At 75.5% G+C, this 15,172-nt stretch carries 6 protein-coding genes and 1 pseudogene; 4 read left to right on the forward strand and 3 right to left on the reverse strand.

All coding sequences use genetic code 11. The features are described 5' to 3' along the window. Positions 1-117 precede the first annotated feature (117 nt). From ABT160_RS04820 to ABT160_RS04835, 4 genes and pseudogenes are all read left to right on the forward strand, one after another. On the forward strand, positions 118-6,432 hold the full coding sequence (locus ABT160_RS04820; RefSeq protein ID WP_351643555.1) for a non-ribosomal peptide synthetase: 6,315 nt from the start codon (positions 118-120) through the stop codon (positions 6,430-6,432). 3 nt (positions 6,433-6,435) lie between these two features. Then, positions 6,436-7,272, forward strand: coding sequence for a methyltransferase domain-containing protein (locus ABT160_RS04825; RefSeq protein WP_351643558.1), 837 nt, complete (start codon positions 6,436-6,438; stop codon positions 7,270-7,272). A 309-nt stretch (positions 7,273-7,581) separates the two neighbouring features. Then, positions 7,582-9,051 (forward strand): annotated as a pseudogene (locus ABT160_RS04830) (AlkA N-terminal domain-containing protein); the annotation flags it as partial. Between the two features lie 83 nt (positions 9,052-9,134). Beyond that, positions 9,135-9,644, forward strand: a complete 510-nt coding sequence (locus tag ABT160_RS04835; protein WP_351643560.1) for a methylated-DNA--[protein]-cysteine S-methyltransferase — start codon at positions 9,135-9,137, stop codon at positions 9,642-9,644. Positions 9,645-9,701: 57 nt separating this feature from the next. On the opposite strand, the gene ABT160_RS04840 is transcribed toward ABT160_RS04835, so the two are convergent. The 3 genes from ABT160_RS04840 to ABT160_RS04850 all read right to left on the reverse strand — a co-directional run bounded on the left by ABT160_RS04840 (position 9,702) and on the right by ABT160_RS04850 (position 15,169). Next, entirely contained in the window at positions 9,702-10,421 is a 720-nt protein-coding gene (locus ABT160_RS04840) for an SIR2 family NAD-dependent protein deacylase (protein ID WP_351643563.1), read from the reverse strand. Between the two features lie 123 nt (positions 10,422-10,544). Further along, on the reverse strand, positions 10,545-11,036 hold the full coding sequence (locus tag ABT160_RS04845; protein ID WP_351643565.1) for an NUDIX domain-containing protein: 492 nt from the start codon (positions 11,034-11,036) through the stop codon (positions 10,545-10,547). Then, positions 11,033-15,169, reverse strand: a complete 4,137-nt coding sequence (locus ABT160_RS04850) for a TIR-like protein FxsC (RefSeq protein WP_351643566.1) — start codon at positions 15,167-15,169, stop codon at positions 11,033-11,035. Before ABT160_RS04850 ends, ABT160_RS04845 begins: the two co-directional genes overlap by 4 nt. Between the last annotated feature and the right edge of the window lie 3 nt (positions 15,170-15,172).

The following is a 15,172-nucleotide window of genomic DNA, read 5'->3' on the forward strand; positions in this document are numbered from 1 at the left end:
GATCGAGCGCGTTCACGCCGCCCGCCCAACTGTTCCATTCCTGGGGCGCGTTCCCGGTCTCGAGTGAGTCCGCGGTCTCGGGCGAGGTCCCGAGGCGCGACGATCCGGAGGGCACTGATGCTGCCGTTGTCGTTTGCCCAGCGCCGCCTGTGGTTCCTCTACCGCCTGGAGGGACCCTCGGCGACGTACAACATCCCGGTGGTGACGCACGTCGCCGGGACGCTGGAGCGCGAGCCGTTCGCGGCGGCGGTGCGCGACGTGGTCGCCCGGCACGAGGCCCTGCGCACCGTGTACGTGGAGGCGGGCGGCGAGCCCGCCCAGCGCGTCCTGAACCAGGCGGACGTACGGGTGGAGTTCACCCCCTGCACGCCCGACCAGGTGGACGCCCAGGTCGCCGAGGTCACCGGCCACCGCTTCGACCTCGCCGCCGAAGTGCCCCTGCGCGTAAGAGTTCTGGAGCTCGGCCCCGACGAGTGCGTGCTCGTCGTGGTGGTGCACCACATCGCGGCCGACGGCTGGTCCATGGCGCCCCTGTCGCAGGACCTGTCCACCGCGTACGCGGCGCGGCTCGCCGGCGGCGCCCCCGGCTGGTCGCCCCTGGAGGTCCAGTACGGCGACTACAGCGTCTGGCAGCACCGGCTCGTCGAGACCAAGGGCCCGGCCCAACTCGCCTACTGGCGGACCGCACTGGCCGGAATCCCGCAGGAGCTGACCCTCCCCACCGACCGGCCCCGCCCCTCCCGCGCCTCCTACCGCGGCGGCAGCGTCAGCGTGCCGCTCGGCGTGGACGAGGAGCTGCGGCAGCTCGCGGCCGAGCGCGGGGCCTCGGTGTTCATGGTGGTGCAGGCGGCCGTGGCGGCGCTGCTCACCCGGCTCGGCGCGGGCACCGACATCCCGCTGGGCACGGTCGTCGCGGGCCGCGACGACGAGGTGCTCGAAGACCTGATCGGCTTCTTCGTCAACACCCTGGTGCTGCGCAACGACACCTCCGGCGACCCCACCTTCGCCGAACTCGTGGACCGTACGCGGGCGGTGGACCTGGCCGCCTACGACCACCAGGACCTGCCCTTCGACCGGCTGGTGGAGGAGCTGGCGCCCACCCGCTCCCTGGCCCACCACCCCCTCTTCCAGGTCGCCGTCGCCGTCGAGGAACAAGAGCTCGCCGTCGACCTCGCGGGCCTGCCCACCAGCGCGGCCCGCCCCGAGGAGCGCACCGCCAAGTTCGACCTCTTCTTCGCGGTACGACAAGAGCGCGACGGCCGCCTCCACGTCGTCGTCAACTACGCCGACGACCTCTACGACCGCACCACCGCCCGCACCCTGGGCCACCGCCTGGTCCGCCTCCTGGCCCGCGCCACCCGCGAACCGGCCACCAGGGTCAGTGAGTTCGACGTGCTCGTGCCCGAGGAGCGCGCGCTGCTGCTCGGCGACTGGAACACCGGTCCCGGCGTCGTCCAGGCCAGCCTCCCCGAGCACTTCCGGGCCCGCGCCGCCGAACACCCTGACGCCCCCGCCGTCGTCGACGGCGACCGCACCTTCAGCTACCGCGAACTCGACGCCTGGACCGACCGCGCCGCCGGGTACCTGCGCTCCCGCGGCGTCGGACCCGACGTGCCGGTCGCCGTCTCCATGGGCCGCTGCGCCGAACTGGTCGCCGCGCTCCTCGCCATCTCCAAGGCCGGCGGCGTCTACGTACCCGTCGACCCCAACTACCCCGCGGCGCGCGTGGAGTTCATGCTCCGGGACACCCGCCCCGCCCTGCTCCTCGTCGACCACGCCGCCCGCCTCGCCGTCCCCGGCCACCAGCCGGTCCTCTTCCGCGACGCCGAAGCCGAACCGCTGCCCCGCGACACCCCGCCGCCCGCACCGCGCGACGGCGCCTACGTCATCTACACCTCCGGCTCCACCGGCCGCCCCAAGGGCGTCCTGGTGCCGCACGCCGGGATCAGCCGACTGGTCGCCCGCTACCGCCAGTTCGGCGCGGGCCCCGGAGCGGGCGTGCAGCTCCTGGCCTCCATCGGCTTCGACGGCTCCCTGTGGGAGATGACGATGGCCGTCCTCACCGGGGGCACCGTCGTCACCGGCGACCCCGAGCACCTGCTCGCCCACGGCCTGGCCCCCGACAGCGGCGTCACCCACGTCACCGTCACGCCCTCGCTCCTCGCGGCGCTCCCCGAGGACGCGCTCCCGCGCGGCACCACGATCATCACCGCCAGCGAGGCCGCCTCGCAGTGGCTGGTGGACCGCTGGGCGACCCGGTGCCGCGTCGAGAACTCCTACGGACCCACCGAGACCACCGTCTGCGCCAGCGGCGGCCCCCTCGCCGCGGGCGAACCCGTCACCATCGGCGGACCCGTCCCCGGCACCGAGCTCTACGTGCTCGACGACGGCCTGGCCCCCGTACCCGTCGGCGTGGCGGGGGAGTTGTACGTCGCCGGGCCCGGCCTGGCCCGCGGCTACGTCGGCCGCCCCGGCCTGTCCGCCGCCCGCTTCGTCGCCGACCCCTTCGGCGCGCCCGGCACCCGGATGTACCGCACCGGCGACGTCGTTCGCTGGGACAAGGGAGGCCGCCTGGTCTTCGTCGGCCGCGCCGACGACCAGGTGAAGATCCGCGGCTTCCGCATCGAACTCGGCGAGATCGAGGCCGCGTTGAGCCACGCCGAAGGCGTCGCCCGGGCGGCCGTCGTCGTACGCGAGGATGCGCCGGGCGACAAGCGGCTGGTCGCCTACGTCGTTCCCGCCCACGGGCCGCTCGACCCCGCCGCCCTGAAGGCGGCCCTGGCCGAGAAGCTGCCCGAGTACATGGTCCCGGCCGCGTTCGTCGAGATGGCCGAACTGCCCATGACCGCAAGCGCCAAGCTCGACCGCGCCCGGCTGCCCGCCCCCAGCTGGACCGGCCCGGGCGAGCGGCGCGCCCCGCGCACCCCGCGCGAGGAACTGCTCTGCCGGCTCTTCGCCGAGGCGCTCGGCGTGGAACAGGTCGGCATCGACGACGGGTTCTTCGACCTGGGCGGCCACTCGCTCCTGGCGATCCGCCTGGTCAACCGGCTGCGCGCCGCCCTCGGCGTCGACCTGGGCGTACGCGCCCTCTTCGAGACGCCCACGGTCGCCCAGCTGGAGGAGCGCCTGGCCGCCCTCGGCCCGGCCGGAGACCCCGACGGAGCCGGAGCCCCCGCCACCACGGCCGCCCCCGGCCCGCGCAGGCCCGCCCTGACCGGCGGCACCCCGCGCCCCGCGGAGCTGCCCCTGTCGTTCGCCCAGCGCCGCCTGTGGTTCCTGCACCGCCTGGAGGGCCCCTCGGCGACGTACAACATCCCGGTGGTGACCCGCCTCGACGGGGCCCTGGACCGCGAGGCCCTCACCACGGCGGTGCGCGACGTGGTCGTCCGGCACGAGGCCCTGCGCACCGTCTACCTGGAGACGGGCGGCGAGCCGTACCAGCGCGTCCTGGAACAGCCCCTCGTCCCGGTGGAGTTCGTGACCGCAGCCCCCGAGGAGGTGCGGGGTCTCGTCGCCGAGGCGGGCGGGCACCGCTTCGACCTGGCCTCCGAGATCCCGTTCCGGGTCCGGGTCCTGGAACTCGGCCCCGAGAGCAGCGTCCTGGTCACCGTCGTGCACCACATCGCGGCCGACGGCTGGTCCATGGCGCCCCTGTCGCAGGACCTGTCCACGGCGTACGCGGCCCGCCTGGCCGGGGCCGCGCCCGCGTGGCAGCCCCTGGACGTGCAGTACGCGGACTACACCCTCTGGCAGCGCGCCCTGCTGGACGTCGAGGAGCCGCGCCAACTCGGTTACTGGCGGGAGGTGTTGCAGAACCTGCCGCAGGAGCTGCCGCTCCCCGCCGACCGGCCCCGCCCCTCCCGCGCCTCCTACCGGGGCGGCAGCGTGGGCGTCGACCTGGACGCCGCGTCGCACCGCAGGCTGCGGGAGTTCGCGGCCGAGCGCGGGGCCTCGGTGTTCATGGTGGTGCAGGCTGCCGTGGCGGCGCTGCTCACCCGGCTCGGCGCGGGCACCGACATCCCGCTGGGCACGGTCGTCGCCGGGCGCGGGGACGCGGCCCTGGAGGACCTGATCGGCTTCTTCGTCAACACCCTGGTGCTGCGCAACGACACCTCCGGCAACCCCACCTTCACCGAACTCGTCGACCGTACGCGAGCGGTGGACCTGGCCGCCTACGACCACCAGGACCTCCCCTTCGAGCGCCTGGTGGAAGACCTGTCACCGGCCCGCTCCCTCGCCCACCACCCGCTCTTCCAGGTCGCCGTCTCCGTCAAGGACGTACGGGTGCACCCGCCGCGGCTGGGCGGGCTCTCCGCGACCGATGAGGGCTTCATGCTCGACATCGCCAAGTTCGACCTGGAGTTCACCTTCGAGGAGCGGCACTCGGCCGACGGCGGCTGCGCGGGCGTCGGCCTCGCCGTCGGCTACGCGGCCGACCTCTTCGACGCCGGATCAGCCCGCCTGATCGGCGAACGCCTGGCACGTGTCCTGGAGCACGCCCTCGCCCGGACCGACACACCGCTGGACGCGCTGCCGCTGACGACGCCCCAGGAGCGCCTGGAACTCCTGCGGTACGGAACCGGACCGGCCACGACCCGCACCCGGGCCTCCCTCGTCGACGCCTTCGCCGCCCAGGCGGCCCGCACGCCGGACGAGGTCGCCGTGGAGGCGGCGGGGGCGACGCTCACGTACCGTCGACTCGACGCGCACAGCGACACGTTGATGACGGACCTGGTCAAGGCAGGGGTGCGGACCGAGACCGTGGTGCCGGTCCTGATGGAGCGCTCCGCCGAACTGCTCGTCGCGATCCTCGCCGTGCTCAAGGCCGGCGGCGCCTATCTGCCGGTGCACACCGCCTACCCGCTCAGCCGCATGCGCCACGTCGTCGCCACGGCCACCGGCCCCGTCCTGCTCATCGACGCGGCCCACCGCGCCCATGACCTGGTCACCGACCGCGCCCCGGGGAGCCCCGAGCCCGTGGAGGTCGTCCTCGACGCCCCCGCGGCCCCCGGCACCGGGGCCGTCCCCGTCGCGACGGCCCCGGAAGCCGCCGCGTACATCATGTTCACCTCGGGCTCCACGGGCGAGCCCAAGGGCATCACCGTCACCCACCAGGGCGTCGTCGACCTGGCCCTCGACCCGTCCTGGCAGGTCGGCCCCGGCGACCGGGTGCTGCTGCACTCGCCGCACGCCTTCGACGCCTCCACGTACGAGATCTGGGCGCCGCTCCTCAACGGCGGACGCGTCGTCGTCGCCCCGCCCGGTGAACTCGACGCGCACGCCCTGCGCACCCTCATCGAACGCCACGGCATCACCCACCTCTCCCTGACCGCCGGGCTGTTCCGGGTCGTCGCCGAGGACCTCGCCGAGGGCCTCGCACGCCTGAAGGAGGTGACCACCGGCGGTGACGTCATCTCCCCGCACGCCGTGGCCCGCGTCCTGGAGACCTGCCCCGGCACCATCGTGCGGACCACCTACGGCCCCACCGAGATGACCCTGTGCGTCACCGGACACCCCTGGACCGCCGAACAGCGCCCGCTCATCGGCACCACCATCCCGCTGGGCGAGGCCCTCGCCCACACCCGGACGTACGTGCTCGACGACGCGCTCGCCCCGGCCCCGGCCGGAGTCGCGGGCGAGCTGTACCTCGCGGGCGCGGGCCTGGCCCGCGGCTACGCCGGGCAGCCCGCCCTCACCGCCGCCCGCTTCGTCGCCGACCCCTACGGCCCGCCCGGCGCCCGCATGTACCGCACCGGTGACGTCGTGCGCTGGGACGCCCAGGGCCGCCTGGTCTTCCTCGGCCGAGCCGACGACCAGGTCAAGATCCGCGGATTCCGCATCGAACTCGGCGAGATCGAGGCCGCGTTGGCCGCCCAGGACGCGGTCGCCCAGGCAGCCGTCACCGTACGCGAGGACACCCCGGGCGACCGCCGCCTGGTCGCCTACGCGGTGCCCGCGGGCCCGCCGCTGGACCCCGCCGCCCTGCGCGCCGCGCTCGCCGAGGCGCTGCCCGACTACATGGTCCCGGCCGCCGTCGTCGAGCTCACCGCCCTCCCGGTCACCGCCAACGGCAAGCTCGACCGGGCACGACTGCCCGCACCCGTCTACGCCACCGCCACCGAGCACCACGCGCCCCGCAGCGACCGCGAAGAGGTCATGTGCCGGCTCTTCGCCGAGGCGCTGGGGCTGGAGCGGGTCGGCATCGACGACGGATTCTTCGACCTCGGCGGACACTCGCTCCTCGCGATCCGCCTGGTGAACCGGTTGCGCACCGCCCTCGGGGTCGACCTGGGCGTACGCACCCTGTTCGAGACACCGACCGTCCGGGGCCTCGCCGAGGCCGTCGCGGGCGCGACCCGAAAGGCCCCCAGACCGGTGCTCAGGCGCCGGTCCCGAACCGACGACAGCGGCTTTGTGGAAACGAGGAGTTGAAGGATGACGGTGCCGCCGGTGCTGCTCAAGGGTGACGACCTCTTCGAGGACGACTCCGCCCTGGACCCGTACGAGAACACGCGCGACCTCTCCAAGTACCTGCTCATGCACTACGGGGACGTCGACGACGTCTTCGACCGCCCCCACCACCCGCTGGCGGGCGCCCACGGCTACCCGCGGCGGCTGTCCGCGCTCCTGGAGCTGTGCGCCCTGCGCGCCGGGCTGCGGGTGCGGCGCGCCCTCGACGTCGGGTGCAGCGTCGGCGGCGTCTCGCACGCCCTGGGTGGGTGGGTCGAGTCCAGCGTCACCGGGATCGACGTCAGCCCCCGCTCGATCGACGTGGCCCAGACCCTCGGCCGGCACGGCTGCGGCACCTTCCACGTGGTCCAGCAGGGCCCGTACGCCCGCGAGGTCCACATCCGGGTCCCCGAGGCGGGCGAGGGCCGCGCGGAGGTGGCCTTCGAGGTGGGCGACGCCTGCGACCTCGGCGGCGTCGGCCGGGCGGCCCGCGACCTGGACGCGGTGGTGCTGTCCAACGTCCTGGACCGGGTGGCCGACCCCGCCCAGTGCCTGCGCCAGTTCACGGACTCCGACGACCACCTGCGCCCGGGCGGGCTGCTCATGGTCGCCTGCCCGTGGTCCTGGTACCCGGCCTACAGCGCCCCGGAGCGCTGGCTGGGCTCCAGCGGCGACCGCACCCCGAGCGAGGAGGCGGTCAAGCAGTTGCTCGGCGGCGCGTTCGACCTGCTCACGGAGAGCGACGAGGGCGCGGTGCTGCGGCAGAACCCCCGCGAGTACGACTACTTCGAGGCGCACGTCACGGTGTGGCGCAAACGCTGAGACGGGGAGTACCGCTGATACGGGAGTACCGCTCCGGGCTGCCCGCCCCCTGTTACCGCACGTCACTGGCTGTGGTGGCGGAGCCGGGGGCGGGCCTCGGCGAGGATCCGGGGCCCCGGGGGCACCAGCGGGGCGCGGGCGAGGGGCCAGGCGTGCGCAGACGCCACGGGGCGCGGGCGTGCATCAGTGAGGGCGGGCGGGTACCAATGGGGGCGGCTGGGTGACGCCGGGCGCCCCCACCAGCGCCCCCGCCACGTCCATGTCGTTTTTTCGCCAGCCCCCGGCCTCGCGATGCCCGATGCTTGAACCATGCACACCGACAGCGAGCGCTGCGTCCGGGCCGTCCAGTCGAAGGACGCGCGCTTCGACGGATGGTTCTTCACGGCGGTCCTGACCACCAGGATCTACTGCCGCCCGAGCTGCCCCGTGGTCCCTCCCAAGCCCGAGAACATGACGTTCTACCCGAGCGCCGCCGCCTGCCAGCAGGCCGGCTTCCGGGCGTGCAAGCGCTGCCGCCCCGACACCAGCCCCGGCTCGCCCGAGTGGAACGCCCGCGCCGACACCGTGGCCCGCGCCGTGCGCCTCATCCGCGACGGCGTCGTCGACCGCGAGGGCGTCCCCGGCCTGGCCACCCGCCTCGGCTACTCCTCCCGCCAGATCGAGCGGCAACTGCGCGCCGAGCTGGGCGCGGGCCCCCTCGCGCTGGCCCGCGCCCAGCGCGCCCAGACCGCACGCGTCCTCATCGAGACGACGGCGCTGCCCATGGCCGAGGTCGCCTTCGCGGCGGGCTTCTCCTCCGTACGGGCCTTCAACGACACCGTCCGCGAGGTCTTCGCCCTCTCGCCCAGCGAGCTGCGCGAGCGCGCCAACCGGCGCGACGTCCCCGCCCACGCCACCCCGGGCGTGATCGCGCTGCGCCTGCCGTACCGCGCGCCCCTCAACCCCGACAACCTCTTCGGGCACCTGGCCGCCACCGGCGTCCCCGGCGTCGAGGAGTGGCGCGACGGGGCCTACCGCCGCACCCTGAACCTCCCGTACGGACACGGCACCGTGGCACTCGCCCCCGCGTCCGGCCACATCGCCTGCCGCCTCTCCCTCACCGACCCGCGCGACCTGACCCACGCGATCAGCCGCTGCCGCTGGATGCTCGACCTCGACGCCGACCCCGAGGCCGTCGACGGCCAGCTGCGCACCGACCCGCTGCTGGCCCCGCTGGTGGACGAGGCCCCCGGCCGCCGGGTCCCGCGCACCGTCGACGCCGCCGAGTTCGCCGTACGGGCCGTGCTCGGCCAGCAGGTGTCGACCGCCGCCGCCCGCACCCACGCGGCCCGCCTCGTCACCGCCCACGGCGTCCCCGTCGACGACCCCGAGGGCGGCCTCACCCACCTCTTCCCCACGCCCGACGCGCTGGCCGGCCTCGACCCGGAGACCCTGGCGCTGCCGCGCAGCCGCCGCACCACCCTGCTCACGCTGGTGGAGCGGCTGGCCGACGGCACGCTCGCCCTGGACGTCGACAGCGACTGGGAGCGGGCGCGCCAAGAGCTCGGCGCACTCCCGGGGTTCGGGCCGTGGACCGTGGAGGCGATCGCCATGCGCGCGCTCGGCGACCCGGACGCCTTCCTGCCCTCGGACCTCGGGATCCGGCGCGCCGCACAGGAGTTGGGGCTGCCCTCGACCCCGGCGGCGCTCACCGCGCGGGCGTCGGCGTGGCGCCCCTGGCGCGCGTACGCGGTGCAGTACCTGTGGGCCACCGACGACCACGCCATCAACCACCTGCCCACCCAGGACAGTTCACCGATCCCGTCCAAGGCCCCCGCCGACACCCCTTCCGCCGAAACTCCTTCCAAGGAAGCGACAGCACGATGACGTCCGACGTCCGGCACACCGAGATCGACAGCCCGTACGGGACGCTGACCCTGGTCTCCACCGACGGCGCGCTCAGCGGCCTGTACATGGTCGCCCACCGCCACCGCCCCCCGCAGGAGACTTTCGGCCCCCGCGACCCCGAGCCCTTCACCGAGGCGCACCGGCAGCTGGAGGCCTACTTCGCGGGCGAACTGCGCGAGTTCGACCTGCCGCTGCACCTGCCCGGCACCGACTTCCAGCGCCGCGTCTGGGAGGAGCTGAAGAAGATCCCGTACGGCGAGACGCGCTCCTACGGCGAACTCGCCGAGGCCCTGGGCAACCCCGGTGCCTCCCGCGCCGTGGGCCTGGCCAACGGCAAGAACCCGGTCAGCATCGTGGTGCCCTGCCACCGCGTCATCGGCGCGAGCGGCAGCCTCACCGGCTACGGCGGCGGCGTGGACCGCAAGCAGCGCCTGCTGGCCTTCGAACGCGGGGGCTCCGGGGGAGCGGAGGACACCCTGTTCTGAGGGTTCCGAGGGTTCTGCGGCGCGAACGTACGGTTCAGCCACGCGGAGGCCGTGCCCTCACCCCAGCCGCTTCAGCAGCGCGGGCAGCGCCGTCCCGATGGGCTCGCGCACGACCTCCTCGGCCAGTTCGTCGTACGGAGTGGGCTCGGCGTTCACCACGATCAGCCGGGCCCCGTGCTCCGCCGCGACCCCGGCGAGCGAGGCGGCGGGCTGCACCTGCAGGCTCGTGCCCACGGCGATGAACACCTCGCAGGCCTTGGAGATGCCCAGCGCCTCGCCCAGCACGACCGGGTCCAGGTTCTCCCCGAACATCACCGTCGCCGACTTGAGGACACCGCCGCACTTCTCGCACGCCGGGTCGTCCTCACCGGCCTCGACCCGGGCCAGCGCGTCCGCCATCGAGGAGCGCGCGTGGCACCGGACGCACACCACCGACCGCGCGCTGCCGTGCAGTTCGAGCACCTTGCGCGGCGGCATGCCCGCCAGCTGGTGCAGCCCGTCCACGTTCTGCGTGAGCACCCGCAGCGACACCCCGGGCGTGCGCTCGAACTCGGCGACCGCCACGTGCGCCGCGTTCGGCTTCGCCGACAGCGCGGGCCCGGTGCGCCGCATCTGCCAGGAACGGCGCCGGATCTCGGGGTCCGACATGTAGTACTCGTACGTGACGAGCTTCTCGGCCTCCGGGTCCTTGCGCCACACGCCCTGCGGGCCCCGGTAGTCGGGGATGCCCGAATCGGTGGAGATGCCGGCCCCGCTGAGGATCGCCACGAGAGTCATGCGGCGAGGGTAGGCGGCGGGGCGGCGCGGGTGGAAGCGGATTACCAGGTCGTCGAGCTCTCGCCACGCGCACGCGCCGGTCCCGCGCCCCTCGTGCCGCGCGCGCCCGGCGGCCCGCGCCCCTCACTCCACCCGGTGGCCGTCCTCCAGCTCCACCGTGCGGCCGCCGTCCGCCAGCGCGTCCAGCGCCGCGAGCACCCGCCGCCCCAGCGAGCCCAGCAGGTATGAGGACACCTCGGCCGGCTCCACCAGCCGCCAGGACACCAGCTCCGACTCCTGGAGCCGGATCGCCCCGAAGGACTCCTCGGGCAGGACCCCGCCGTCGTACACGTACGCGACGATCGGCGGCCGTCCGGGCCCGCGCACCCAGTCCACCGCGAGCAGCGCCCCGAGCTCCACGTCGAGCCCGACCTCCTCCAGCGTCTCCCGGCGCGCCCCCTGCCGGGGCGACTCCCCGGCCTCGGACTCCACGGTGCCGCCCGGAAGCGCCCACCCCTCGCGGTAGTTGGGCTCGACGACGAGCACCCGCCCCCGCTCGTCCCGCAGGAGCGCGGCGGCTCCGGCGAGGACGCGGGGCAGGCCGGCGATGTACGTGGCGTAGTCCTGGAGGGTCATGGGGCGAGCCTAGGTCGTGCCCGGCCCTCGGGGTCGTCCGGCCCGCTGTGCGCGAGGACCGTCTCGACGACCAGTGAGGCGAGCTCCTGCACGTACTCGGTGAGGGTACGGGCGACCCGCACGGGGCCGGTGTGCCCGGGTACGAGCCGGGCGAGCGCCTCACGGGCGCTGGACTCCGGCAGGGCCGTCGCGCCGGGTTCGTGGACGACCAGGACGCCCACCTGCGGGTCCAGGAGGCCGTCCGGGGCGTCCAGCCGGTCGAGGGACACGGCCTCCGCGAGCGCCAGGTGGTCCATCACGACGATCCTCGGCGTTCCGTAGTCGGCCAGGGAGTCCGGGGGAACGGCGAAGGCCCGGTGGCCGAGGGCGCGGACGACGCGCTCGACCACCAGGGCGAGCCCGCCCTTCGCCTCCGGGTACGCGTTCCAGGCCGGCGGGTCGCTACCGGGGGACTGCGCGACGCGCAGCGCGGAGACCACCACGCGGACGCCGACCTCGATGGTGGGCCGCGTGTCGCGGAAGAAGCCAGGGAGCGCGCCGGTGTCCGTGGCGGGTCCCGGCGGCAGGTCCACGGCCTCGGCGGCGGTGACGATGCGTCGCGCCAGTCCGGACACCGTGAGCCAGTACCGCTGGTCACGGAGCCTGGTCAGCTCGTACAGCCCGGGGTCGGCGTCGTCACCGCCGAGGCGCTGCCACTGCACACCGGCCGCGACAGAGGGAACCCGTTCCGGGCGCACCGGGATCCAGGGGACGGGCACGACGACCCGGGCGGACCGTCCCGTGGCCGTCTCGTGCAGCAGCGCCCGCCGCGTGAACGCCCACCACTCCCCGCCGCACCAGTCGCTCGTGAAGTAGCGCGGAGAGACGAGCGGCACGAACACCCGGCAGTTCTCCAGGGCCTCGCGGCGCCGGTCCCCCCAGTGGGAGGCGGTCCCCGAGCCCTCGTCCATGAAGCCGACGACCGACCCGGCGGGTGCCCCCGTCATGGCCGTCACCTCCGCGCACAGGTCGCCGTAGAACGTGGCGAGCAGCTCGCGGGAGTGCTCCTCGTCCTCGGTCCGGCCGGGGACGGCGTGGCTCAGGAAGAAGTACGGACGCCAGGGCGCGGCCCGGACCGGCACGGGCCCGGTAGCGCCCCGGGGCGCTACCGTCCGGGCCGGGGCGTCCCCGTGGTGCTCCAGGGTCGTGCCGCGACCGTCCGGCGCGAGCCCCACCGTGTACGTGAAGACGCGCGGCGCGGTCTCGTCCGGCGGCAGGGACACCAGCAGGTGGACACCGAGCCTGCCTCCCCGGTGCGCCAGCGAGTCGATGGCCTCGGCCAGGCGTGCGGCACGCGCCCGCCGGCGCAGTTCGTAGCCGTGGACGAGGACGGCGAGGCGGGGCAGCCGCCGCAGGCCACGGCCGTTGAGCACGGCGCGTTCGTAGGTTTCGATGTCGGCCTGCCCGGTGGACTCGAGGACCTCCTCGCGGTGGCGCAGCTCCTCTGCCAGCAGCTCGGCCGTCCGCCGTGAGGCGTTCTTGTCCTGGGCCAGGTTCGTGGCGCGGTGGTCCACCTGGGGGAGTCCGGACAGTTCCTCGAACAGCCACGAGCCCGCCAGGTCCAGGCACATGAGCCGCAGCGCCCCGGGCGGATTGGCGAGGGTCAGCGCCCGCGCCACCTGGACGAGCAGGGCCCGCCGCCCCGCCTCGCGCGCGGCGACCACCTGGCCGTGCGGACCCCAGCCGCCGTACTCGCGGCGCCCGATGTCCAGCGCCAGGAACGGGCCGCCCATCGGCCCGGGCTCGGTCAGCAGCGCCGGGCGCGGGCCGGGCGGCGGTGCCAGGGCGGCGGCGAGCTCCCCCGCACCGGGGACGCTGCTCCCCGTGCCGCCGCTCAGGACCGCCGTCAGCATCGCACCCACCCGCTCGGGGATCCGGCCGCGCGCCGCCACGTCCCACAGCAGGCGGCACAGGTCCACCACGTCGGCGCTCTCGCCCGCGCTCTGGGCGGCCGCGTCGCCGCCGTCGTGCACCCGGGCCCGGAACCAGCCCACGACGTGCACCGAGCCGTCCGCCACCAGGACGGTCTCGGCCGCCAGCATCCCGTGCGTCACGCCCCGGGAGTGGGCCCCGGCCACGACGCCCGCGAGCTGCGCGCCCAGGGTGCGGAACGCGTCCTGCTCCAGGCCGTCCGACGCGCGGGCGTGGGCGGCCAGGTCGGGCGACCCGAGGTCGGGCCCGGCGGTCGCGGACGACCAGGCCACCCCGTCCTCGCCCACCCCGTGGTCCAGGGGGCGCGGCACCGCGAGCCCCTGCAACCGCCGCAGCACGTCGGCCTCGTGCTCCAGCACGTCGGCCCGCCCGGTGCGCACGGTCGCGTACCCGTCCCGCTCCGAGCGGCCCAGGTACAGCGGCGCGGAGGGGTCGCGGGGCAGGAAGGCGTGGAGGATCTCGTACGGTCCGAGCCGTCGCGGGTCGTCGGGCCCCAGCGCGTACACCGGACCCCCGTCGACGGGTGCCTCCCCGCCCTCGACGGGCAGCGCGTCCCGGGCCGGTGTCCCGCCCCCGTCCACCGCCCCCGGCTTCCCCACCGGTGGTACCGCCACCCCCACCCTCCGCAACACCCTCTCCCCCACCCACCCGAACGGCGCCCCGCCCCCGCCCACCGCCTCCCGTCCCGCCGCGTGCTCCAGCCACGCCGGGAACTCCGGTGAGCCGTCCCCCAGTTCGGCCAGACGTTCCGTCACCCGCCGTGCCGCGCGCGTCAGTTCGTGTGCCGGGGCCGACGCCAGCAGGATCCTGCGCGCCTCCTCGGGGAAGTCGTACGCCCGGTGCTGCGGCAGCAGCGCGGGGTCCGACACGCCCCGCATCAGCCCGCCCAGGAACACCTCCGCCAGGTGGCCCGTGTCGACGTCCGGGTCCAGCGCCTCCGTCACGAGCCGCATCGCCGGGACCGACACCGGGGCCAGCGCGGCCAGGTGGGTCGCCAGGCGGTACGCCTGCGGGCTCGCCGCGTCCCGGAAGCGCAGCAGCCCGCCGTCCTCCTCCGGGGCCTTCCGCGCGGGCGCCGCGAGCGGCACCGGGTGGTCCGAGAGGAGGGGGAGCGTGGCCGACGCGCCGGGGGAGCCCACCAGGGCCGCCCACGCCGCCAGGGACCGCGGGTGCGGCGCCAGGACGGGAACCGGGACCTCGTCCCCGTACGACACCAACCCGGCTGGCAGCACGGGGTCGTTGACCTGCCAGGTGCGGTTCGGCGCGCCCCGGCGGCGCGTCGTCACCCGCCACGTCCGCGCCCGGATCCCCGAACCGTCCCACAGCCGCGGCGGCAGCGCGTGCAGCACCGCCACCGGGCCGAGACCGCCCGCAGCCCGCAGCATCCGGCGCATCCGGCCGTCGTGCCACGCCGAGCCCACCCCGTCGCTGACCACCAGCACCAGCGTGCGCCCCGACGGGTCCGTCACCGTCCGCGGCGCGAGCTCGGAGCCGTCCGGCTCGAACGGCCTGCGGTGCAGCCGCGGCGCCCGCGCCCCCCTGCTGTCCAGCCCGTACACCCGTACGTCGCGGAAGGCGCCGCTGCGCTCCATCAGCAGCCGCGTCTCCACCACCAGGCGCTGCCACAGGAGCATCGACACCCCGTCGTCGACCAGCAGCACCAGGTCCAGCCAGCGCGTGCGCACCGGGCGCAGCACCGCGTCCGGCAGCCCGGACTCGGCCATCGCGCGCACCGTCGCGTCCTCGTCGAGCACCCAGGTCCGCCGGTCCGCCCGCAGCTGCTTCAGCGGCCGCAGCGCCCGCCCGAGCCCCAGCTCCGCGCCGCCCAGCGCCCTGCCCTGCCGGGTGCGCACGGGCACGGCGGGGCGCACCGCGGCCGCCCCGGGCGCCGGGGCGGCGGGCGCGGGCGCCGCGTGCAGGCCCCCGTCGCCCGGTGCCTCCCCGGCCGTCTCCCCGCCCGGACCCGGGGGCGACTCCGGCTCCCGTACCGGCCCCGCGTCCGCCACCGGCGCCGGGCCCGCGGGCACGGGACCCGTCGCCCGCGCCAGCTCCGACGCCGCCCCGGGCGGCAGCCGCCGCGCCAGCCACAGCGCGTCCAGCAGCTCCTCCCGGGACAGCTCCGCGCCGCTCTCCGCCAGGATCCGGCGCACCCGCTCCAGCACGGC

It is taken from the genome of Streptomyces sp. NPDC001941, assembly GCF_040296945.1.
GTDB lineage: Bacteria > Actinomycetota > Actinomycetes > Streptomycetales > Streptomycetaceae > Streptomyces.